This is a genomic window from Staphylococcus sp. 191, from assembly GCF_011174885.1.
GTDB lineage: Bacteria > Bacillota > Bacilli > Staphylococcales > Staphylococcaceae > Staphylococcus > Staphylococcus coagulans.
This window is the reverse complement of sequence record NZ_PNRJ01000004.1, coordinates 78,013-100,575: the sequence shown is the minus strand read 5'-3', so window position 1 is coordinate 100,575 and position 22,563 is coordinate 78,013. Positions and strand designations below refer to the sequence as shown.

The following is a 22,563-nucleotide window of genomic DNA, read 5'->3' as shown; positions in this document are numbered from 1 at the left end:
TTACATTTCCCAATGTTCTGCATAATGAAGGCGTTTCACAACATCCATTGCAGCTTGAAGTTGTTCGTTAGTAACCGTTGAATGATACTGTTGAATATTTTCACTCAGTTGCTCAGGTGTGCTCGCGCCAACGATGATCGATCCTAATACTGCGTGAGACTTTAAGAATTCAAAGGCTAGCGCAGTAAGCTGAGGATTCATCTGTTGAAGCAACTGAATTGTTTGTTTCAATTCTTCGTAACTGTAATCAAAAATTCCTTCTTTAAATTTATTATTCAGAGTGACTTCCGCTTTGTTGGTGAGCAATCCTTTAAAAACTGGGCCTCTAGCTAAAAGTTTCACACCTTTTTGATTGATTTCGTCAAGTAAATCGAGCGGGCGATTATCAATTAAATTAAATTGCGACATGATCGTTTCAATTTGACTATGTTTCAAATAATAGCGTATGACATTAGGGCGTATAGATGAAATACCATAAGCTTTGATCAGTCCTTCTTGCTTCAATTCATCGAATGCACTAATCGTTTCATCTAATGGATCCTCAATTGTTCCACCGTGAAGCATGTAGAGGTCAAGCGTTTCTAAGCCAAGTCTTTTTAAAGATTGTTTAACATTGTTTTTAATGTGTTTTTTTGAAGGATCCCAAAAAGTTTCTCCATTATCTTTTAAGTGATTGCCGACTTTTGTGCCAATAACAATATCACTATTTTGTTGATATTTTTTTAAAACTTTCCCAACAATCTTTTCATTTTCACCTTTATCGTAAATATCTGCCGTATCAAAATAGGTAATACCCGCTTCAATGGCTGTCTCTATAATTTTAGAAGCATCATTTTCATCTGTACCTAGACTCATACATCCCAATCCTAATTCTGATAAAGTCAGACCACTTTTCAATGTGTTTTTTTGCATGTTAAAGCTCCTTCCAATAAAATTTATGTATACTAATGATAGCAAACTGTGAGAAAAATTGAAAAGGGGCATATCACTGATGAATTTTGAAGAAAAAACAATATCAAAAGAAACAATTTACGAAGGCAAAATTATAAATGTAGAGAAACATGAAGTTCGCTTACCCAATCAAAAAACAGCCTATAGAGAAGTCGTAAAACATAATGGTGCTGTTGCGATTTGTGCTGTAACACCAGAAAATGAGGTCATTCTAGTGAAGCAATATCGCAAACCTTTAGAACAAACATTATTAGAAATACCTGCTGGTAAGCTTGAACCCGGTGAAGATAGAAAAGAAGCAGCAATGAGAGAACTTGAAGAAGAAACAGGTTATCAAACTGACCGATTAGATTTGATTGGCGAAGTATATGGTACACCCGGTTTTGCAAATGAAAAAATATCTATTTATTTTACGGACTCACTCCAAAAGGGTACTGTTCATTTAGATGAAGATGAGTTTGTTGAGAAAATACATTTTTCAATGGACGATGTTAAAAATGCAGTAGAAACACATGAAATAGAGGATGCTAAAACGCTGATTGCATTCCAATACCTATTATTACATTATAATCATTCTAAATAAATAACCGCTATGAGTTGCTTTTTTTCTCAATTACTGGTAATTTATAACAAGTAAAACAATCAATTTGTAATAATTATAATTTTCAGTAGAGGGGTGAGGCTTCCGTGGAGGAAAGACTTAATCGCGTGAAGCAACAGTTACAGCAGTCTTCATATAAGTTAACACCGCAACGTGAAGCAACGGTGCGTGTTTTAATTGAAAATGAGACTGATCATTTAAGTGCCGAAGATGTTTACTTAAAAGTAAAAGAAAAAGCACCTGAAATTGGTTTAGCCACTGTTTATCGTACACTAGAACTTTTAGCAGATTTAAAAGTTGTGGATAAGGTGAGCTTTGGTGATGGTGTTGCACGTTTTGATTTACGAAAAGAGGGGTCTAAACATTTTCATCACCATCTTGTTTGTATGGAGTGTGGTAGAGTAGATGAAATAGAAGAAGACTTATTACCACAAGTAGAAGAACGTGTTGAAAATGAATTTAATTTTAAGATTTTAGATCACAGACTTACATTTCATGGTATTTGTGAAGCGTGTCAAAAAGAGGGCAAAGGCACAAAAGCGCAAATGTAATGATATTGACAAGAATTGAGGTCAATGCATGGAAGAAATTCGAGATGAATATTTAAGATTTATTCAAATAGAAAAAGGTTTGTCCAACAATACAATCGCTGCGTATCGTCGTGATCTTAACCACTATTTAAGCTATTTGAAAGAGCAAAAAATTACTCATTTAAATTTTGTTAATCGGCAAATCATTCAAGAGTGGTTTGGTTTTTTACATGACGAAGGACGTTCAGCGAAATCCATTGCAAGATTCACTTCGACAATTCGAAGCTTTCATCAATTTGCTTTGAGAGAAGGTTATACGACACATGATCCAACTGTCCTTATCTCGACACCAAAATATGATAGAAAGTTACCTGATGTACTATCTATTGATGAGGTTGACCAATTATTAATGGCACCTGACACTTCAAAAATTAACGGTTATCGTGATAAAACAATGCTTGAACTTTTATATGCGACTGGGATGCGTGTATCTGAACTTATTCATATAGAAGTCCAAGATGTCAATCTTATCATGGGCTTTGCAAAAGTGTTTGGTAAAGGGAGCAAAGAAAGAATTGTGCCTTTAGGTGAAACGGTCATCGATTGTTTAGCGCATTATATACAAGATATAAGACCACAATTGTTAAAACATACGACTACCCATGTTTTATTTTTAAACATGCATGGTAAGCCAATGTCAAGACAAGGCGTTTGGAAGATGATTAAGCAAGTTGGGCTTAAAGCGGGTATTACCAAAAGACTAACACCACATACTTTACGTCATTCATTTGCTACACATTTATTGGAGAATGGCGCTGATTTGCGCGCTGTACAAGACATGCTAGGACATTCAGATATTTCTACAACACAATTGTATACGCATGTGACTAAAAATCAGATTCGTAAAATTTACCAAGACTATCATCCTAGAGCTTAGTCCTTAGTTTGAAGTTAGCGTTTGGTCTTTAGAGATGAAAGAATAAAAGGAATAAAACAGAAGTTCATTTAAGAATCATCTGTTTTATTCCTTTTTTCTTTGTGTTAGTGCGTGGTGACGTGCTGCGATCACTTCTGTCCGATCTCTCAGTTGATGATGATGTAAAATATAAGGCGTACTAACAACATGCTTTGTTACACAATAATTCGGAAACTCCCCTTTAATTTGTAGTTCCATTTCTTTTGTCAGAGGCAGTTGAATTGGAGAAAAAGGGATTTCTAGAGATGTTGCATGTATTAAATGCTTTAATACTTCCTTATATTCTGAAATATTTAAACCTAAATATACCAGTTCATTCAGTTTATAGGATTGAATGATTTGATAAGCCTTATTAAAGGTTTTGTGGGCACCTTTATAGTTACCTCTACGATAGTGATAGCATCCTGTAGCCAATAGGATTAAACTTACAACAGCATCTTGTTTGGTAAACTCAGACTGCAGTTTCCACGCTTCCTCTAAAATATCATGGCACAAAAAATAATGCTGTTCATAATGAAATTGATAATAAAAATGAACTAAATCACTTTCTTTCATTTTATCACTCCAAAAATTTATTGTTATACATAAACATGCTATAATATTTTTTGTTATTATGCACATGACTTGCAATACGAAATGAGGATCACCCATGTATGAAGTAAAACTTGATGCCTTTAACGGGCCGTTGGATTTATTGTTGCACTTGATCAATGAATTCGAAATTGATATCTATGATATACCTATGCGTGAATTAACAGAGCAATATATGCAGTACGTTCATGCAATGAAACAACTTGAAATTAATATCGCAAGTGAATATTTGTTAATGGCTTCTGAACTCTTAATGATTAAAAGTAAAATGTTATTACCTGACACACCTCAAGAGGATTTATTAGAAGAGGATCCACGTGACGAACTTGTAGAAAAATTAATTGAATATCAAAATTACAAAGCCTATTCTGAAATGTTAAACGAGCAACGCGAACTTCGTGAGCATTATTATACAAAAGCGCCAACAGATTTGTCACACTATGAGCAATCTGAGCGCATGTCACACGATACTCAAATCGATTTAACTGAGTTGATTGTTGCATATCAAAAAATGAAAACGCGTGTTGCACTTAAAAAGCCAACGACAGTAGATATAAAAAAAGAAACATATACGATTCAACAATCGACCCAACACATATATGATCAGTTAAAAACATCTACTCGCATTTCTTTTTTTGACTTGTTTACATTTCATGAATCTATTGAACATGTTGTTACGCATTTCTTAGCTTTGTTAGAAATGTCTAAAAATGGCATCATTCAATTACAACAAGTCCAAGCATTTCAGAATATCGAAATCAGTAAAGGGGTTAATTATGACACTTAGTACAATAGAAGCACTTTCCGCAATTTTGTATACAGTCGGTGAAGATGGCATTGACGAAGCACAATTACTCGAAACACTAGCTATTGATTCAGACACGTTAAACACGACAATCTCTCAATTAAATATACCGGGGCTTGAAATCCATCAATATGGTAATCGTTTTGTTTTAACAACGCAAAGAGAAGCTGAACCTTATATAGAGTCGCTGATTATTAATAAAGCATCAACAAAACTTTCACAAGCTGCCATGGAAGTCTTAGCCATCATAGCTTATAATCAACCTGTTACTAGAAATGATATAGAATTAATTAGAGGCGTCAGTTCAGATGGTCCAGTTAAAACGTTGATTGGTAAAGGCCTAATTGAACCTCGAAATAACCCTGAAGCCCGAGGTCAACAATTATATACAACTGAATTGTTTTTAAATGTGTTTGGCTTAGAAAACTTAGAAGCATTGCCTACAACTGATGAGGAAGAAGAGGAAATCGAATCCTTTTTTAGTCAGTTAGTGAATCAAAAAGGAGAATCATAATGAGCAAAGAATTAGAAAGACTACAAAAGCGGATCGCAAATAGCGGCTATACGTCAAGACGTAAAGCAGAAACATTAATCCAAGAAGGTAAGGTCCAAGTGAATGGTGTTACAGTCACTGAACTTGGAACGAAAGTCCGACCTTCCGATGAAGTCAGTGTAGAAGGGATTCCTCTTGAACTGGAAGATAAATTATATATTTTATTTTATAAACCTGCCCAAGTCATTACGAGTGTATCAGACGATCGTGGTCGAAAAGTAGTCACTGATTATTTCGACGACCTTGAAACACGCATATATCCAGTAGGTCGCTTAGATTATGATACTTCTGGTCTGTTATTGTTAACAAATGATGGTGCTTTTACGCATCTAATGACACATCCTCGCTTTAAAATACCAAAAACTTACGTTGCTAAAATAGAAGGTTATATTTTAAGAGATCAGGTTAAAGCATTGGAAAAAGGAATTAAGCTTGAAGATGGACTCACACAACCTGCAAAAGTGAAAGTTAAAAAACAAAATAAAGAGAAAAACAGTTCTTTAGTAGAAATTACAATTACAGAAGGACGTAATAGACAGGTGAGACGTATGTTTGAACATTTTGGTTTTAATGTTCAAAAACTATCTCGCGTTTCATTTGGACCATTGACATTAAAAGGATTAGGTGCAGGAGAGGGTCGAATCCTATCACCGCATGAAGTTAAATCATTGAGACAACTCGCTGAAAGCGGAACGAATCAATAATTGAACGCACTTTGTTTGTGTGAGGCCAACAAGCACATCTTATTAAATCTTTTGTTTTAAAAAATAATACTTTTTTAAGAATAAAATTACAGGCATACTCTTTTTTATGGAATTTTAATTCATATTCATTGTTTTATTATCAAGCAGATATTTCGATATGCTATAATAAGCTTTAGGTTATAAATGTCACCATGTGTGGGAGGTATGTCATGATGACTAATGAAATCTTAGTCGTAGATGATGAACATCGTATTAGAAAATTATTAAAATTGTACTTAGAAAGAGAAGGTTACGAGATAGCTGAAGCGAGTGATGGTCGCGAAGCATTAGAACTAGCAACGAAATACGATTATGCATGTATTTTATTAGACCTGATGTTACCTGAATTAGATGGTCTTGAAGTTGCGATGAAATTACGCGAAACGAAAGATACGCCAATTATTATGCTTACAGCTAAAGGTGAAGAAAATAATCGTGTTGAAGGTTTTGAATCCGGTGCAGATGATTATATTGTTAAACCTTTTTCACCTCGCGAAGTCGTTTTACGTGTCAAAGCACTTTTACGCCGGACACAATCGGCAACAGCTGAACAAAATGAACCTCATGCGCGTGACATGGTTGAGTTTAAACACCTCACAATTGACAATGATGCGCATAAAGTTTTAGCGGATGAAAAACCAGTGAATTTAACACCTAAAGAATATGAGCTACTCATCTTTTTAGCTAAAACGCCAAATAAAGTTTTTGATAGAGAGCAATTATTAAAAGAAGTTTGGCACTATGAATTTTACGGTGATTTAAGAACTGTGGATACACATGTCAAACGCTTGCGTGAAAAACTGAATCGAGTTTCTGCAGATGCAGCTAAAATGATTCAAACTGTATGGGGAGTAGGCTATAAGTTTGAAGTTATTCAGTCGGATGAAACGACTCAATAATGTCGTTATAAAACTGTGGTTAACTATTTTATTAATAGTAACGACAGTTTTAATTTTATTAAGTGCTGCGCTCATCACATTTTTCCAATATTATTTTACGCAAGAAACAGAACGCTCTCTCTATAAAAGTGCTGAAAATGTAAGTAAAGTGATTGAAAATAGTCATAATCGTAAAATTGCGATTGAACATAGTGAAGACCTATTGGAAAATAATAAAGGTCTCATTATCTTACCCGATCGCCTTCATATCAACGAGCACGATATGGTCAAATCTAAAATGTTAAAAGAAATCAATCACCATGCATTATTTGATAAAGTTTTAACACAAAACAAATCGAAACTTCAACATGTCATGTTTAATATTGATGGGAAAAAGCACACTTTTGTATTGCTTGGGTATCCGTCGAAAGATTCAACCGGCAAAGCTTCTGTTATTTTTATTTATCAAGACTTAAAAAGCATTGATGAAACAAATAACATTATTACCATCATTATTTTAATTACTGCTGTCGTCTTTTTAGCAGTTACGACCGTTTTCGCATTTTTCTTATCAACACGTATTACCCATCCTTTACGTCAACTTAAAACGCAGGCAAGAGAGGTCGCACGTGGAAATTATGATAAGCGTGTCCCCGTCCAAACAAAAGATGAAATTGGCGAATTGGCGATGACTTTTAACAAAATGAGTCGAAGCATCCAAAATCATATCGATGCATTAGTCACTTCTAAAAATATTCGAGATACATTAATTAATTCAATGGTTGAAGGTGTGCTAGGGATTAATCACCAACGACAAACTATCATCTCAAATCAGCTCGCGCAACGGATGTTGTCAGAAATGAACGCGCATGATAAAGAGATGTTCGATCAACAGATTGATGATACTTTTAAAAGTCAAAGTACAGAATTCAGAGAATATGAAATGAATCAACGTTTTTATGTGGTCATTATGAGTTACATTCATAATATTCAAACGAATGGTGAAGGTGGTCTTGTGGTGATCATCAGAGATATGACGAATGAACATGAGCTTGAACAAGTGAAGAAAGATTTTATTGCTAGTGTCTCTCATGAACTTAGAACACCTATTTCTTTATTACAAGGCTATACCGAGTCAATTGTTGATGGCGTGGTCACAGAACCTGATGAAATTAATGAATTTTTGTCTATCGTTTTAGATGAATCTAAGCGTCTCAGTCGACTCGTTAATGAACTGTTAAACGTAGCAAAAATGGATGCTGAAGGCCTAAATGTAACGCAAGAAGTCCAGCCTATGAGTGATTTAATTAAAAAAATGGCGATTAAATATAGACAACAAGCTTATGAGCTCGATTTACATCTTGATTTTCAACTTGATGGTGAAATGGCGTCACCTTGGTATTATGACTTTGATCGTATGGAGCAAGTACTAACTAACTTAGTTGATAACGCATCTCGATACACACAACCAGGGGATACAATATCTATTCATGCGAAATCAACTGTAGACCAACAAATTTTGATCGTTAAAGATACAGGTGTGGGTATTCCATCCGAACATTTAGAAAAAGTTTTTGAACGCTTTTATAAAGTTGATGCCGCTCGTAAACGCGGAAAACAAGGTACTGGACTTGGGCTATTTATCACGCGAATGATTATTGAAGCGCATGGTGGCCACATCGATGTTGACAGTCGTATCAACGAGGGAACAATCTTTACCATCACACTGCCTAAAAAGAAGGCATAAAGTTTAAAAAATCATAAAGTGACCGTTTTCTTATCTACTTAATACTTATCACACTTTAGTAGACCAATAAGATTAGGACATCAAATCCAAAATCAATAGTACTCAGATGATTTTTAATAGAAATCGTCTGAGTACTTTCTTTTTATGATAAAACTTCATATTGTATAACTTCACTTTTATAACGAAGTAACTTAGCCTATAGCTTTTGTCCTCTAAGCAAGCGCGTTCAAGAAGGAAAAGTGATTAAATATTGCATTTCCCAAATTCATATTTGATACAAAAAGCGCACAATCCTTTCTACAATTAGAAGTATCCGACAACTTATAATTAAGGAGATAATACGCTTATATCTGTTTTTTACGTCAATCACAATCGGCATTGCATCATAGTATAAATTTCAAATAAAACCATCCTCTCAAAGAAACTCACTGTCAAATGATTGCAAAAACATTGTTTTGGACTGGATTCTCATGTACACTATACTCATTAAAATAGAAAAACGAATTCATCTTCGGGGTAGGGTGCAATTCCCAACCGGCAGTAAATTTAAAGCCTGCGACCTGCAAAAAATCAAAATCTTGATGTTTTGTGGCTGATCTAGTGAGATTCTAGAGCCGACAGTAAAGTCTGGATGGGAGAAGATGGAGGTTTATTTGTGTTGCTTTTTAATCCTCCTATTCAACTAAGATGAATTTAATAGGAGGTTTTTTCATGAAACAAAAGCAAACACGACATTTGATTATTGTGGGAATGTTAAGTGCCATATCGGTTGTCTTAATGTTTATTAAATTCCCTCTTCCATTTTTACCGCCATATTTAACGATTGACTTTAGTGATGTACCATCTTTATTAGCTACTTTTACTTTAGGACCCATTGCTGGCGTTTTAGTAGAATTAATTAAGAATTTACTTAATTTCTTCTTCAATGTGAGTGATCCTGTTGGACCAGTTGCCAACTTCTTAGCTGGAACAACATTGTTATTAGTGAGTTATTGGGTATATCAATCACGCCAAACAACACGTCAATTAATCATTGGCCTCGTCGTTGGGACATTAGCTATGACTATTTTACTAAGCATTTTAAATTATTTCGTACTGCTTCCATTGTTTGGAATGATTATGAATTTAGCCGATGTAGCGAATAATCTAAAGCTTATCATTGCAGCGGGCATCATTCCTTTCAATATCATTAAAGGTGCGTTAGTATCAGTTATCTTTATATTGTTATATCGACGTATTGGCCACATTCTAAAATAAAAACATATCAAAACGAAGCGCATGAGTGGGTAGTCTGACACAAAGCCGAATCAACCTAGATGACTTTGCTTAACGTTGATGTTGTTATCAAACAAAAAAAGAGATGCCTCTTCACAAATTGTAGAAGATACATCTCTTTTTTATGCGGAAATTTTAATGACAAGTGTAGCTGAACGCACCATTTACAACTTTAAAATAAATAAGTTGAGTAGGATGTACAACATGAAAACATCCACTCAACTTCTGTCTATACTTAGACATTCAATTGTTTTATATTTATATTAAAGACATCTTGTCTCTAGCAATCATCTCTGTTTATTGTCTACTCAAATTTGAGTGCATCGCCGTCAAATGATTCCTCTTCAACTTTAATAGAATCAGTAGGGCAACCTTCAAAAGCATCTTCAAGGTCTTCATACAATTCTTCTGGTACTGGCGTTGTACCTTGGTTGTCATCTAAAATCACATATGCGATACCCTCATCGTCGTAGTCATAAATATCTGGAGCCGCTGCACCACATGCGCCACAAGCGATACAAGTATCCATATCAACTATCGTATATTTAGCCAATTTTTTTCGCCTCCCTTTTCAAAGTGCCACACTAACATTATAATTTTATTGTAGTTCTGTGTACTTAAATTTTCAATATATTCGTTTTAGAATGAGGTCTAATGATGAAACACTTAATTAATTATGCATATCATCATGCATCAGCCTACAAAACTAAAAAAAGCATCTTTAATATTATCATAGGAAAAAAATCTCATCAAACTTTTTTTGATGCTGTCTCTTTAAATCTGTTGTCTTTATATGGTTGTGCACCTAAGCTTAAAATGCAAACTTTTGAAGAAATCATTAAAGAAGAACCCGTTACAACCGACCTAAAAATAACAAATCAAATTACTTTTCCATGTTTACAAGCTTCTTTTAATGCAATACAACTACTCATACAAACTTATTCATATGCCAGACACAATCAAATGACTTTTCAACCGATTTCTTCTCAAACTGAAGTCCATCATGTTGTAAAGCAAATTTATCAATCTGATCAAACAGAAAATATTTTATCTCAATTAGAGCAAGAATTGCGTACGCTTTATCAAAAATTAGAAGCACAACGAGAAAAAATTTGTACCCATTATTTATTAACAGGTTTTGATGAGCCGATGTATACTTTTACCCAAATCAGTATGATTGAATCTATCGAGAGCGACGATTTATTCAAAATGTTTTACGAAGAACTTGTTCAAATTTATATAATGATAAACGAAAGCGGTGACTTTCCTATACTTTCACAATGTGCACTGAGACTTGACGTTTCACAACCGGTTCATCGGACAGCGCAACTATTGAATCAAGGCTACACCCTCCAAAAAATTGCTCAAATTGAAGGTGTGAGAGAAAATACAATCGAGGATCATATTTTAGATTTATTTATGAAAAATCAAATGCATAACTATCAGGATTTTCTCCATCACTTTAATCAAGAATTTATTAATCAATATAATGCTGAACCGTATCAGCGTTTAAAACGTTATAAAGAACGATTTGATAACATGTCGTACTTCGAAATTAAACTTGCAATTGTAGGTATTGCTAAAGGAGAATTAGATGCTTAAAGCAGCTTTAAAACAATTTTTCGGCTTCACATCATTTAGACCAGGGCAAGAAGAAATCATTTCCAGTGTGTTACAACATCAGAATACGCTGGGTATTTTACCAACCGGTACAGGTAAAACACTTTGCTATCAATTGCCTACTTATATAAAACAACAGCCAACACTTATTATCTCACCTCTTATTTCTTTAATGGACGATCAAGTGATGCAAATGAAAATGAAAGGGGAGCAAAAGGTTGTTGCCATTCATTCTGGTTTAGAAGATGCTGAAAAAAGAGTAGCGCTTGCACAAATAAAATCTTCGCGTTTTGTTTTTGTGAGCCCAGAGTTCATTTTACAACCGCATAACTTCAACCAATTTAAAAATATTTCCTTTGGCATTGTGGTATTAGATGAAGTCCACTGTCTTTCTGAGTGGGGGTTTGACTTTCGACCGCATTATGCTTTAATCGGAAAGATAACGCAACAGTTTGAACAGGCAACTGTTTTAGCATTGACAGCAACAGCGACAACTCACATACAACAAGATATTGAAAGGGTTATTCAACAACCGATGCACAAGATTCAATTTTCAATGGACCGTCCTAATATTTCTCTATCCGTAGAATTAATGGCTTCTCATGAAGAGAAAGTTACATGGTTAATTAACAAAATTGAGCATTCAGGACCAACCATCGTTTATGTCTCTTCAAAAAAAGTTTGCTTAGCGCTTGCACAGACTATTTATCAAGCTGGGTATTTAACAGGAATTTATCATGGAGATTTATCTTATCAAGAACGATTAACGGTACAACAGCAGTTTTTAAAAAATGATATTCGCATCATTGTAGCGACGAGTGCTTTTGGAATGGGAATTAATAAACCAGATATCCGGACAATCATTCACTTTCATCTTTCTCCAAGTCCTTCTAGCTATATGCAAGAAATTGGACGTGCTGGTAGAGATGGTCAACAAAGCCAAGCGATTGCATTGTTTCAGCCAGATGACCAATATTTAATGGAAACTCTGGCAACAGGAAATATTATAAGAGAAGAAGATATTCAACAATATGAACTCGGACAATTGATAGACTCAGAAATAATAGAGATTTTAGATGTTTTGAGCGAGGCATTTACACTCGCACAATTACGTGCCATTTTCAAACAAAATGAAGAAATAAAATTGCGCGCTTTCCGCCATATGCATCATTATGTTTTAACTCAAAAATGTAGAAGACAGCATCTCCTTTCTTATTTTCAAATGCCTAATGAAACTACGTCACAATGTTGTGATCGTTGTGAATCAATCGAACCTATATATGAAAAAAATAAGAAAAAAGTGAAGCGAAAGTTAGACTACAATGAAAAATTAGAAAATTTATTTCATTAGTTTTCACAATGCTTTACACAGCGTTTTTAAAACCGCTATAATCAATATAAATACTTAATAGCTATTTCAATCATCGGGATATGTAAACGGTTGGTAAATTTTCTTTAATAATTGAGGTTATCATGTTTTAAATTCCTTAAATATAGCTATATATTTAATATAAGTAGAAAGGATGAATGTATGTGTCAAAAGATAATTTTAAGGATGAATTCGAACAGAGTCGTCAAGAAATTAAATCTCACAATCATGATGAACCATCAAGTGAGATTCATGTAGACGATTCAGAACAACAAACTGAAAACAACCAACAATTCCCACCTCGAAATGCATCAAGACGTCATAGAAAGAGAGAACATGGTCCATCACCTGTAAATGACGAAAATCAAGCAGATCAACAAATTGATTCGAGTGAACAAGAAACTAATGAAAAATCTCAAAAAAGACCTGGGAAAGTAGGGGGCTTTGTCAATCATCAGGATGAACATACAAAAGCGAAAAACGATCAACCTATCGCCAAAGATGAGGCAACAGAGCATTCAACGCAAGAGGCTCAACAAAATGACCAAAGTATAAAAGATCATAAAGCAGAGCAAACACATGATCAAAATCATACTGCGCAGACAGGCAATCACAAAAAAAGCAATACTAAAGACAAAGCTGCCTTAACAGGTGCTGCCGCTGTAGGGGGTGGCGCTATCGCTAAACATCATCACAATAAAACAACCTCTCATCATGAGTCTTCAGAAAGTTTCCATTCAAACCAAGATGATGCATCTTCAAGCGATAAAAAAGCGCAGCATGAAAATAAAACAGATAAAGAAAATGCAGTAAGTGGTGCAGCAGTAGGAGCAGGCGCGTCACAAACACATCAATCATCACATACAGGTACTGAAAACAGTCAACCCGCTTATGAGACACATGTTTCAAATGGTAGATCAGGCGGTGGTAGATTCAAGAAATTGTTACCTTTATTAGCAGCGATTATTTTATTAGGTACTTTAGCGATTTTTGGTGGTATTTATCTCGTTAACCATAATCAACAAGGCGACCATGCATCACACGTTGCTCAAAAACATGAAACGAAAGAGCACAGTGAATCAGATAAAGAGAAAGATAAATCGACTAAAGACGATGATAAAGCACAATCAGACAGTCAAGATGACAATAATAGTGCTGATAATGACAATGCCACTGATGACTCAAATGCTTCAGATCAAAATAACAACAGTGCACAAGATCCTACAGATCAAAATCAACAACAATATAATCAAAGTAATCAACAATATGGCCAACAAAATGGTCAAGCGAATAATCAACAAGCACAAAATAATACTGGCCATACCCATACGGTAACAGGTAACCAAAACTTATACCGCATTGCCATTCAATACTATGGAAATGGTTCTCCTGAAAATGTCGAAAAAATTAGACGTGCAAATGGTATCCAAGGTAATAATATTAGAAATGGACAACAATTGATTATTCCATAATTATTATATTTTATATGACTGGGAAGACGCATATACAGTACTATCATCCTCAGCCAATACAGATGATTAAAAATAAGACTAGGAAATCTAAATAAATTAAGATTTTCTAGTCTTATTTATGTTTTAAATTTTGAGGGAGTCAAAATTACAAGTCATATAAAAGAAGGAAAAAACGCATAAACCAGTATTCTAGTCACTTCATTAGCCTGAAAAATTTAACACTTTATACATACATTTCAATTTAGATTCATAAAAAAACTTGTTATAATACTTAAGGAAAATAACAGTTCTTATAATATACTGTGCTAGTATGTGAATTAGGAGGCTATATAGAACATTAAAGTAGCATAATATGTGGTAACTCACCATCATTTTTTAATGTTCTTGTTTAAAAATGAAAACTGTAGAGAGTATCATCATCGGTGGCGGTCCTTGTGGCTTAAGTGCTGCTATAGAACAAAAGAAAAAAGGGATTGAAACGCTTATTATTGAGAAAGGTAATGTAGTAGATGCCATTTATCATTACCCTACACACCAAACATTTTTCTCTTCAAGTGATAAACTCAGCATTGGTGATGTTCCTTTTATTGTTGAGGAGCTTAAACCTAGAAGAAATCAAGCACTTGTTTATTATAGAGAAGTCGTAAAGTATCATCAGTTAAATATTAATGCTTTTGAAGAAGTTTTAACAGTGAAGAAAATGGACGATCATTTCACTTTAACTACTACGAAAGATGTTTATCAATGTCGTTTTTTAACTGTTGCAACGGGTTATTATGGTCAACATAACACATTAGAGGTTGAAGGCGCTGAACTTTCAAAAGTCATGCATTATTTCAAAGAACCCCATCCTTTTTTTGACCAAGATGTCGTTGTTATTGGTGGGAAAAATTCAGCAGTCGATGCTGCAATTGAATTAGAAAAAGCGGGAGCACGAGTAACCGTAATCTATCGTGGTGCAGCTTATTCACCTTCTATTAAGCCATGGATTTTACCTAATTTTGAATCATTGGTCCGTAGAGGAAACGTAAAAATGCATTTTAATAGTGTTGTCACTCAAATTACTGACAGTCATGTTACTTTTGAAAAAGAGGGTGAACGTATCACCATTCCAAACGATTATGTATTTGCAATGATTGGCTATCATCCAGATTATGAATTTTTGAAATCTATCGGTATCGAAGTGCATACAAACGATTTTGGAACAGCGCCAGTATACCATCACGATACGTATGAAACAAATATCGAAAATTGCTATATTGCAGGTGTTATTGCGGCAGGAAATGATGCGAACACAATTTTTATAGAAAATGGCAAATATCATGGCGATGCAATTGCGCAAGATATTTTAACTAAAAAGCAAGCGCCGCTAGAATCATAAATGATACGCTGCCTTTAGCGTATCTAAACAGAGCAGTAGTTGTCTATGTCATGTTTGCCATAGACAACTACTGCTCTGTTGTTTATTTATAATCTTCTCATAAATTCAGTTTTACGTATATTAACCCCAATTTTTGCTTATTTTAAATTAATCAGTCCGCATATAAAACGCATTAAAGAACAAACTTATGTTCCTCAATGCGTGCGCGCATAACACCAGTTAGACTCATCCACAATCACTTTTATCCTATCTTAAAAAATCCAATTTATATGGTTTTATTCATTAAAATAGTTTTGTATTTGTGGATGAGTCAATTGATTACTTAATGCCACTAACAATTTAAGTCTAGCTTTTTGACCATTTAACCCATTAGAAAAGATAACACCTTTTTCATACAGTTGATGACCGCCACCTTCATACGCATACACAGCACTTACAATACCGTTAAAAGAACGTGAAACTAACACAATGGGTATACCTTGTGCTAAACATGCATTCAGCCCTTGCATTGCAGTATGCGGAAGATTACCTTGCCCTAATGCTTCGACGATTAATCCATCTACTTGTGTATCTGCATAAAATTGCAACATTTCACTTCCCATTCCCATATACGCTTTAACAAGTGGAATGTTCAGTGTAGAGTCAATCAAATGAAAATTTTGGCTTTCATAAGGTTTATGATGAAAGTAAATGCCTGCTTTCGTTATCACACCAAGCGGCCCGTGATTGGGACTTTGAAATGTATTCGTATTTGATGTATGTGTTTTAGTCACATTACGTGCCGTGTGAATTTCATCATTAAATACAACCATTACACCTTTATTTTCAGAGTCATTCGATATCGCAACACGAATTGCAGCGATAAAATTGTATAGACCATCGGAACCAATTTCATTTGAAGACCGCATGGCACCCGTGATAACAATCGGTTTAGAAGTAGCAACTGTTAAATCTAATAAAAAAGCAGTTTCTTCTAATGTATCTGTACCGTGAGTAATGACAAAGCCATCATAATAATTCAAGTTTTCTGGTGTTTCAATCATATTTTTTAAAATCTTCACATGCTCTATTGTCATATGTGGCGAAGGCACGTTAAAAGGCATAATTTCATCAATTTTTGCATATTTCGCAATGACATCCTGATGATGTGAGATAGGGTTGTCAGCAGTCGTACTGACTTTATTCGATTCATCTTCCGACATACTTATGGTGCCCCCTGTATGTATGACTAATAATTTTTTCATATAAGTTCCTCCTCGTAAAGCCATCCATTCTTATGATAAAATAATGTTAAACAAACGACAAGGAAGGTAACAAATGACAGCGATAAACATTGCATTAGATGGACCAGCGGCTGCTGGTAAAAGTACTATAGCGAAAAGAGTTGCAGGACAACTCGGAATGGTCTACGTCGATACAGGGGCTATGTATCGTGCGATCACTTATTATTACTTACAACATAAGGACCGCATTGTGCATTTTGACAAAATGATGGATCAAATTGATTTACATCTTGCATATGATCCAGAAAAAGGTCAGCGTGTCTATTTAAATGATGAAGATGTCACTGATTTTCTACGAGAAAACGATGTCACGCAAGAAGTATCCTATGTTGCTTCAATCAAAGAGGTACGTGCGTTTTTAGTACAAGCACAACAAAAATTAGCGGCTAAAAAAGGCATCGTTATGGATGGCCGAGATATTGGCACAACTGTTCTTCCTGATGCCGAAGTGAAAGTATATATGATTGCATCTGTTGAAGAGCGTGCTGAGCGCCGCTTCAAAGATAACCAAGAACGCGGAATTGTATCCTCAATCGAACAATTAAAAAAAGATATTGCCGAAAGAGATGCCTATGATATGAATCGTGAAATTTCACCATTAAAAAAAGCAGATGACGCTGTAGAAATTGATACAACAGGATTATCGATTGAAGAGGTCACAAATAGAATTATAGCGCTAGTAAATAAAGTTTGAATTATTTTATTCAAACTTATCTAAATTTCTTGACAATTCAACGCTTTTATAAGAAGTTATTATTATGTAGTAGTATAAGGAGGCATTCATGATGACTGAAGAATTCAATGAATCAATGATTAATGACATTAAGGAAGGCGATAAGATTACAGGTGAAGTACAGCAAATTGAAGATAAACACGTTGTTGTACATGTAAATGGTGGGAAATTTAACGGCATTATTCCTATCAGCCAACTATCAACTTATCACGTGGACAACGCGAATGAAGTTGTTAAAGTTGGAGATGAAATCGGTGCATATGTTACTAAAATTGAAATCGATGAGGAAAATGAAACAGGAAGTTACATCCTTTCTAAACGCAAGTTAGAAGAAGAGAAATCTTATGCGTACTTACAAGAAAAATTAGATAACAACGAAACAATTGAGGCTAAAGTAACAGAAGTTGTTAAAGGTGGCTTAGTAGTGGATGTTGGTCAAAGAGGATTCATTCCTGCATCGTTAATTTCAACTGATTACATTGAAGATTTCTCAGATTATGAAGGTAAGGTGCTTGAACTTAAAGTTGAAGAACTTGAACCTGAAAAAAATCGTGTCATCTTAAGCCGCAAAGCAGTAGAAGCAGAAGAAAATGAGAAGAAAAAAGCAGAACTTTTAAAATCTATTAAAGCTGGCGACATTATCGAAGGAAAAGTAGCACGATTAACTAACTTTGGTGCTTTCATCGATCTTGGTGGCGTAGATGGTTTAGTCCATGTATCTGAGTTATCTCACGAGCATGTAAAAACACCTGAAGAAGTCGTTACAATTGGCGATACTGTAAAAGTGAAAGTTCGTTCTGTAGAACAAGATTCTGAGCGTGTTTCACTTTCAATTAAAGATACTTTACCTAGTCCTTTCGAAACGATTCAAGAAAAATATAGTGAAGGTGACGTTGTAGAAGGTAAAGTTATGCGTTTAGCTTCTTTCGGTGCATTTGTTGAAATCGATCATGGTTTACAAGGCCTTGTTCATATCTCTGAAATCAGCCATAAGCACATTGGTACACCTGGTGAAGTACTTGAGCCTGGACAAACAGTTCAAGTTAAAATTTTAGGTATCAATCCTGAAGAAGAACGTATTTCATTATCAATCAAAGCGGCTTTACCTAAAGAGGAAACTGAAGAAGCTTCAGAGGAAACAACACAACAATACACGCAACAATCAACTGATGAAAATGAAAACAATCCTACATTAGGAGATGTTTTTGGAGATAAACTTAAAGACTTAAATTTATAATATAAATTTATTGAGATTACAATGCGTCAACATAGATCATTAATCAGATATGTGTTGATGCATTCGTCTATATTTCTGGAGTAAAGTATGAGTCTAAGCAATTACAATTGACTTGTACTTTACTCTTTTTCTTTGAATGCATTAATGAAGAGAAAAAGACTGTTATACGTTCCATTTATATCCATTACTTCACATGATATAATACGATTGTTGTATTTAGCATAGTGCTTGTAGTCGATGCGCTTACACGGATATGTTAAAATAATAAAGATATTAATAGAGAGGAAGAACAATCATGACGAAACCTGTAGTTGCTATCGTTGGTCGTCCTAACGTTGGAAAATCTACTATTTTTAACCGCATCGTCGGCGAGCGTGTGTCCATAGTGGAAGATACACCTGGTGTAACACGTGACCGTATTTATGCAAGTGGCGATTGGTTAACACACGAATTTAATATTATTGATACTGGCGGTATCGAAATTGGGGATGCACCTTTTCAAACACAAATTCGCGCACAAGCCGAAATTGCGATTGATGAAGCGGATGTCATTATATTTATGGTCAATGTGCGGGAAGGTATCACTCAAAGTGATGAGATGGTTGCACAGATGCTATATAAATCAAAAAAGCCAGTCGTATTGGCTGTCAATAAAGTAGATAATCATGAAATGCGCAATGATATTTATGACTTTTACTCACTTGGATTTGGAGAACCTTTCCCACTTTCAGGCTCACACGGACTTGGACTTGGAGACTTATTAGAAGAGGTCGCAAAACATTTTAAACCTGAAGAAGAAGATCCATATGATGAAGACACAATACGATTATCATTAATTGGAAGACCCAATGTTGGTAAATCTAGTTTAATCAATGCGATTCTTGGTGAAGATCGTGTTATCGTCTCTAATGTAGCAGGAACAACACGTGACGCCATTGATACTGTATACAGCTATGAAGACCAAGATTATGTATTAATTGATACGGCGGGTATGCGTAAAAAAGGTAAAGTCTACGAATCTACTGAAAAATATTCAGTGTTACGCGCATTGAAAGCCATTGAACGTTCTAATGTCGTCCTTGTCGTACTCGATGCAGAACAAGGTATTATCGAACAAGACAAGCGTGTTGCGGGCTATGCACACGAAGAAGGAAAAGCTATCGTTATCGTAGTCAATAAATGGGACACATTAGAAAAAGACAGTAAAACAATGAAAAAATTTATGGATGATGTTAGACAAAACTTCCAATTTTTAGACTATGCACAAATCGCTTTTGTATCTGCTAAAGAAGGTACGCGTTTACGCACGTTATTCCCGTTAATTAACGAAGCAAGTGAAAACCATAAAAAACGTGTACAAAGTTCAACGCTGAACGAAGTCATTACAGATGCCATTGCCATGAATCCAACACCTACGGATAAAGGCCGCAGATTGAACGTATTTTATGCTACACAGGTCGCTATTGAGCCACCAACGTTTGTGGTGTTTGTTAATGATGTAGAACTATTACACTTCTCATACAAACGTTACCTTGAAAATCAAATTAGACAAGCGTTCGGTTTTGAAGGTACGCCTGTTCACATTATTGCTCGAAAACGAAACTAAATCGGAGGGGTTTATATGACAAGCATTACCGTGTTTGGTACAGGCAGTTTTGGTACTGCATTAGCAAATGTTCTAGCAGAGAATGGCCATAACACACTCATGTGGGGGAAAACTTTATCAACTGTTGAAGAGATTAACACGCATCATACCAATCATAATTATTTGAAGAACGTAGAATTAAATCACCATATTAATGCGACAACAAATATCGAAGCGGCAATTGACCATGCAGATATTTTCCTTGTTGCCTTACCAACAAAAGCTATCCGAGAGGTGATGACACAAGTCAATGGATTGTTAACGACTCGCAAATCGTTTATCCATGTTACAAAAGGGATTGAAAACGGAACATTTAAACGTGTATCTGAAATGTTAGCAGACACAATTTCTCCTGAATATAATGCTGGTATTGGCGTTCTATCTGGTCCGAGTCATGCTGAAGAAGTTGTCATTAAACAACCTACAACTGTCGCAGCTGCTTCAAGTGATCCTGAATTACGTAAATGTATCCAAGACCTTTTTATGACAGATTATTTACGTGTTTATACGAATGATGATTTAGTTGGCGTAGAACTCGGGGGCGCTTTGAAAAATATTATTGCTATTGCGAGTGGCGTATTAGTCGGTATGGGCTTTGGTGATAATGCAAAAGCTGCTTTAATGACACGAGGGCTTGCTGAAATAACAAGACTTGGCGTCAAACTGGGAGCTGACCCTCTTACTTTCCAAGGTTTAGGAGGCATTGGAGATTTAATCGTGACTTGTACTTCAACGCATTCTCGTAACTTCACTTTAGGTTATCAGCTCGGTAAGGGGAAAAAGTTGAAAGAAATTATGAGTGAAATGAATATGGTTGCTGAAGGTGTCTATACAACTGAATCTGTTTATCATTTATCCAATGCGGTACAAGTCGAGATGCCAATCACTGAAGCGTTATACCGTGTACTGTTCGAGGATGAGCCTGTTGAACGCGCAGTAAAAGCATTAATGGGAAGAACTAAAAAATCAGAATAACTTTCCTTGAAGGGTGTCATTTTAGTCATAAATCTCTAAAATTTAACAAAATGCGATTAAATCAACGTTTTTCGCATATAAATCGTTGCAGTCTTGTATGGGCTTGTGTTAAAGTCATACCATAATGATAATTGAATTATCATTACATAACCTTTGAGGAGGTGAATTGACATGAACAAAACTGACTTAATCAACGCTGTTGCTGATCAAGCTGAACTTACTAAAAAAGAAGCTGGTCAAGCAGTTGATGCTGTTTTTGAATCAATTCAAAAAACACTAGCTAAAGGTGAAAAAGTACAATTAATCGGTTTCGGTAACTTTGAGGTACGTGAACGTGCTGCACGTAAAGGACGTAACCCTCAAACTGGTAAAGAAATTGATATTCCTGCAAGTAAAGTTCCAGCTTTCAAAGCAGGTAAAGCATTGAAAGATGCAGTAAAATAATTCAATTATTTACAAGTAAAAAAGCCCTTTATAGGGCTTTTTGCTTTAATTAAGTCATTTTCCATATCTTTTCACAATACAACCATCTCAAAACCTCAATATCTCTTATAGAAAAGTAATTCAGATTTAAATTTTTGAATGATAGTGTTAAGATAGAGAGTGATTAAAAATAGAGGTGGGGCATATGGAAAATACTTTAACGTATTTACAACGACAAATTGATAATCGACTGAATCAATTGAATCAACCAGATAATATACATATTAATAAACCATTAAGTCATTTGTTAGATCAGTTATCAGTCCCTTTAAATGCGAAACTTGCATGCCTTTCAATTGATACATCAATGAAGCATCTAGATCGGATTAGCTTCTATCATTATGAACGGGATGCAATTTTAATAGGTGATTTAATGAGTGCCCACTATTATCAATTAATAGCGGATTTAAAAGATGTTCATTTTCAACTTAAAATGAGTCAGGCGATTGTTAAAATAAATGAACTGAAATCATTCATACAACATCAAGGCAAAGCGCTAAGCCAAAAAGAATTTTTGGAGACAATCATTACGATTGAAACCCTCTTAATTAAAGTTCTAATTGACCGATTCAGCAAAGAAACTGAATTTAATACTCTTCGTGCCTACCTGATTAATCATCTTGAAATTCAACATTTAACCTATCTCATCGATTTTGATACGACTGAAATTGAAGAGACGATTAACCAACTCCAAAATTATATTAAAGAATAAATG

General features: G+C 34.9%; 23 protein-coding genes and 1 riboswitch. Of the genes, 19 read left to right on the top strand and 4 right to left on the bottom strand.

The genetic code is table 11. From position 1 onward, the window contains the following. Complete coding sequence (locus C1H58_RS04550) at positions 1–912, bottom strand: aldo/keto reductase (protein ID WP_165545484.1); 912 nt, start codon at positions 910–912, stop codon at positions 1–3. A gap of 79 nt (positions 913–991) precedes the next feature. Here C1H58_RS04550 and C1H58_RS04545 point away from each other — a divergent pair, with 79 nt between their 5' ends. The 3 genes from C1H58_RS04545 to xerD all read left to right on the top strand — a co-directional run bounded on the left by C1H58_RS04545 (position 992) and on the right by xerD (position 3,019). Then, positions 992–1,534: an NUDIX hydrolase gene (locus tag C1H58_RS04545; RefSeq protein WP_165545483.1), complete on the top strand. Its 543-nt coding sequence runs from the start codon at positions 992–994 to the stop codon at positions 1,532–1,534. 104 nt (positions 1,535–1,638) lie between these two features. Then, a complete protein-coding gene (gene fur, locus C1H58_RS04540) occupies positions 1,639–2,103 on the top strand; it encodes a ferric iron uptake transcriptional regulator (protein ID WP_016425130.1) in 465 nt (154 codons plus the stop codon). Between the two features lie 28 nt (positions 2,104–2,131). Beyond that, entirely contained in the window at positions 2,132–3,019 is an 888-nt protein-coding gene (xerD, locus tag C1H58_RS04535; protein WP_165545482.1) for a site-specific tyrosine recombinase XerD, read from the top strand. An 84-nt stretch (positions 3,020–3,103) separates the two neighbouring features. Here the strand turns inward: xerD and C1H58_RS04530 are convergent, their stop codons facing one another. Next, positions 3,104–3,613 (bottom strand): DUF309 domain-containing protein, encoded by a 510-nt coding sequence (locus tag C1H58_RS04530; protein ID WP_165545481.1) that lies wholly within the window; start codon positions 3,611–3,613, stop codon positions 3,104–3,106. A 94-nt stretch (positions 3,614–3,707) separates the two neighbouring features. On the opposite strand from C1H58_RS04530, the gene C1H58_RS04525 reads away from it, so the two are divergent. The 6 genes from C1H58_RS04525 (at position 3,708) to C1H58_RS04500 (ending at position 9,632) form a co-directional block, all read left to right on the top strand. Further along, complete coding sequence (locus tag C1H58_RS04525; protein ID WP_165545480.1) at positions 3,708–4,436, top strand: segregation and condensation protein A; 729 nt, start codon at positions 3,708–3,710, stop codon at positions 4,434–4,436. Then, the gene (gene scpB / locus C1H58_RS04520) at positions 4,426–4,968 is read left to right on the top strand and encodes an SMC-Scp complex subunit ScpB (protein WP_165545479.1); all 543 of its coding nucleotides are present in this window, start codon (positions 4,426–4,428) and stop codon (positions 4,966–4,968) included. Before C1H58_RS04525 ends, scpB begins: the two co-directional genes overlap by 11 nt. Beyond that, on the top strand, positions 4,968–5,711 hold the full coding sequence (locus tag C1H58_RS04515) for a pseudouridine synthase (RefSeq protein ID WP_165545478.1): 744 nt from the start codon (positions 4,968–4,970) through the stop codon (positions 5,709–5,711). The genes scpB and C1H58_RS04515 overlap by 1 nt, the downstream gene beginning before the upstream one ends. A 212-nt stretch (positions 5,712–5,923) precedes the next feature. Next, the gene (locus C1H58_RS04510) at positions 5,924–6,649 is read left to right on the top strand and encodes a response regulator transcription factor (protein WP_165545477.1); all 726 of its coding nucleotides are present in this window, start codon (positions 5,924–5,926) and stop codon (positions 6,647–6,649) included. Continuing rightward, positions 6,633–8,375 (top strand): ATP-binding protein, encoded by a 1,743-nt coding sequence (locus C1H58_RS04505; protein ID WP_060829884.1) that lies wholly within the window; start codon positions 6,633–6,635, stop codon positions 8,373–8,375. Before C1H58_RS04510 ends, C1H58_RS04505 begins: the two co-directional genes overlap by 17 nt. 503 nt (positions 8,376–8,878) lie before the next feature. Continuing rightward, a riboswitch (FMN riboswitch) is annotated at positions 8,879–9,022 on the top strand. A gap of 64 nt (positions 9,023–9,086) precedes the next feature. Next, positions 9,087–9,632, top strand: coding sequence for an ECF transporter S component (locus tag C1H58_RS04500; protein WP_050345599.1), 546 nt, complete (start codon positions 9,087–9,089; stop codon positions 9,630–9,632). A 322-nt stretch (positions 9,633–9,954) separates the two neighbouring features. Here the strand turns inward: C1H58_RS04500 and C1H58_RS04495 are convergent, their stop codons facing one another. Continuing rightward, the gene (locus C1H58_RS04495; RefSeq protein WP_014613875.1) at positions 9,955–10,203 is read right to left on the bottom strand and encodes a ferredoxin; all 249 of its coding nucleotides are present in this window, start codon (positions 10,201–10,203) and stop codon (positions 9,955–9,957) included. Between the two features lie 104 nt (positions 10,204–10,307). On the opposite strand from C1H58_RS04495, the gene C1H58_RS04490 reads away from it, so the two are divergent. From C1H58_RS04490 to ypdA, 4 genes are all read left to right on the top strand, one after another. Continuing rightward, entirely contained in the window at positions 10,308–11,252 is a 945-nt protein-coding gene (locus tag C1H58_RS04490; RefSeq protein WP_165545476.1) for a helix-turn-helix domain-containing protein, read from the top strand. Then, entirely contained in the window at positions 11,245–12,621 is a 1,377-nt protein-coding gene (locus tag C1H58_RS04485; protein ID WP_165545475.1) for a RecQ family ATP-dependent DNA helicase, read from the top strand. Before C1H58_RS04490 ends, C1H58_RS04485 begins: the two co-directional genes overlap by 8 nt. Positions 12,622–12,803: 182 nt before the next feature. Continuing rightward, positions 12,804–14,111 (top strand): elastin-binding protein EbpS, encoded by a 1,308-nt coding sequence (gene ebpS / locus C1H58_RS04480; RefSeq protein ID WP_165545474.1) that lies wholly within the window; start codon positions 12,804–12,806, stop codon positions 14,109–14,111. Positions 14,112–14,505: 394 nt separating this feature from the next. Next, positions 14,506–15,492: a bacillithiol disulfide reductase YpdA gene (gene ypdA, locus C1H58_RS04475; protein ID WP_165545473.1), complete on the top strand. Its 987-nt coding sequence runs from the start codon at positions 14,506–14,508 to the stop codon at positions 15,490–15,492. A gap of 275 nt (positions 15,493–15,767) precedes the next feature. Here the strand turns inward: ypdA and C1H58_RS04470 are convergent, their stop codons facing one another. Beyond that, entirely contained in the window at positions 15,768–16,736 is a 969-nt protein-coding gene (locus tag C1H58_RS04470; RefSeq protein WP_165545472.1) for an asparaginase, read from the bottom strand. Positions 16,737–16,809: 73 nt separating this feature from the next. On the opposite strand from C1H58_RS04470, the gene cmk reads away from it, so the two are divergent. The 6 genes from cmk (at position 16,810) to C1H58_RS04440 (ending at position 22,560) form a co-directional block, all read left to right on the top strand. Next, complete coding sequence (gene cmk, locus C1H58_RS04465; protein ID WP_165545471.1) at positions 16,810–17,469, top strand: (d)CMP kinase; 660 nt, start codon at positions 16,810–16,812, stop codon at positions 17,467–17,469. Between the two features lie 91 nt (positions 17,470–17,560). Further along, positions 17,561–18,745 carry a 30S ribosomal protein S1 gene (gene rpsA / locus C1H58_RS04460; protein WP_037559132.1) on the top strand — a complete coding sequence of 395 codons (1,185 nt, stop codon included), beginning with the start codon at positions 17,561–17,563 and terminating at the stop codon, positions 18,743–18,745. A 295-nt stretch (positions 18,746–19,040) separates the two neighbouring features. Then, complete coding sequence (gene der, locus C1H58_RS04455) at positions 19,041–20,351, top strand: ribosome biogenesis GTPase Der (RefSeq protein ID WP_060829892.1); 1,311 nt, start codon at positions 19,041–19,043, stop codon at positions 20,349–20,351. 15 nt (positions 20,352–20,366) lie between these two features. After that, positions 20,367–21,365, top strand: coding sequence for an NAD(P)H-dependent glycerol-3-phosphate dehydrogenase (locus C1H58_RS04450; protein ID WP_165545470.1), 999 nt, complete (start codon positions 20,367–20,369; stop codon positions 21,363–21,365). 171 nt (positions 21,366–21,536) lie between these two features. After that, the gene (locus tag C1H58_RS04445; RefSeq protein ID WP_016425112.1) at positions 21,537–21,809 is read left to right on the top strand and encodes an HU family DNA-binding protein; all 273 of its coding nucleotides are present in this window, start codon (positions 21,537–21,539) and stop codon (positions 21,807–21,809) included. A 184-nt stretch (positions 21,810–21,993) separates the two neighbouring features. After that, positions 21,994–22,560, top strand: a complete 567-nt coding sequence (locus C1H58_RS04440) for a heptaprenyl diphosphate synthase component 1 (RefSeq protein ID WP_016425111.1) — start codon at positions 21,994–21,996, stop codon at positions 22,558–22,560. The last annotated feature ends 3 nt before the right edge of the window (positions 22,561–22,563 follow it).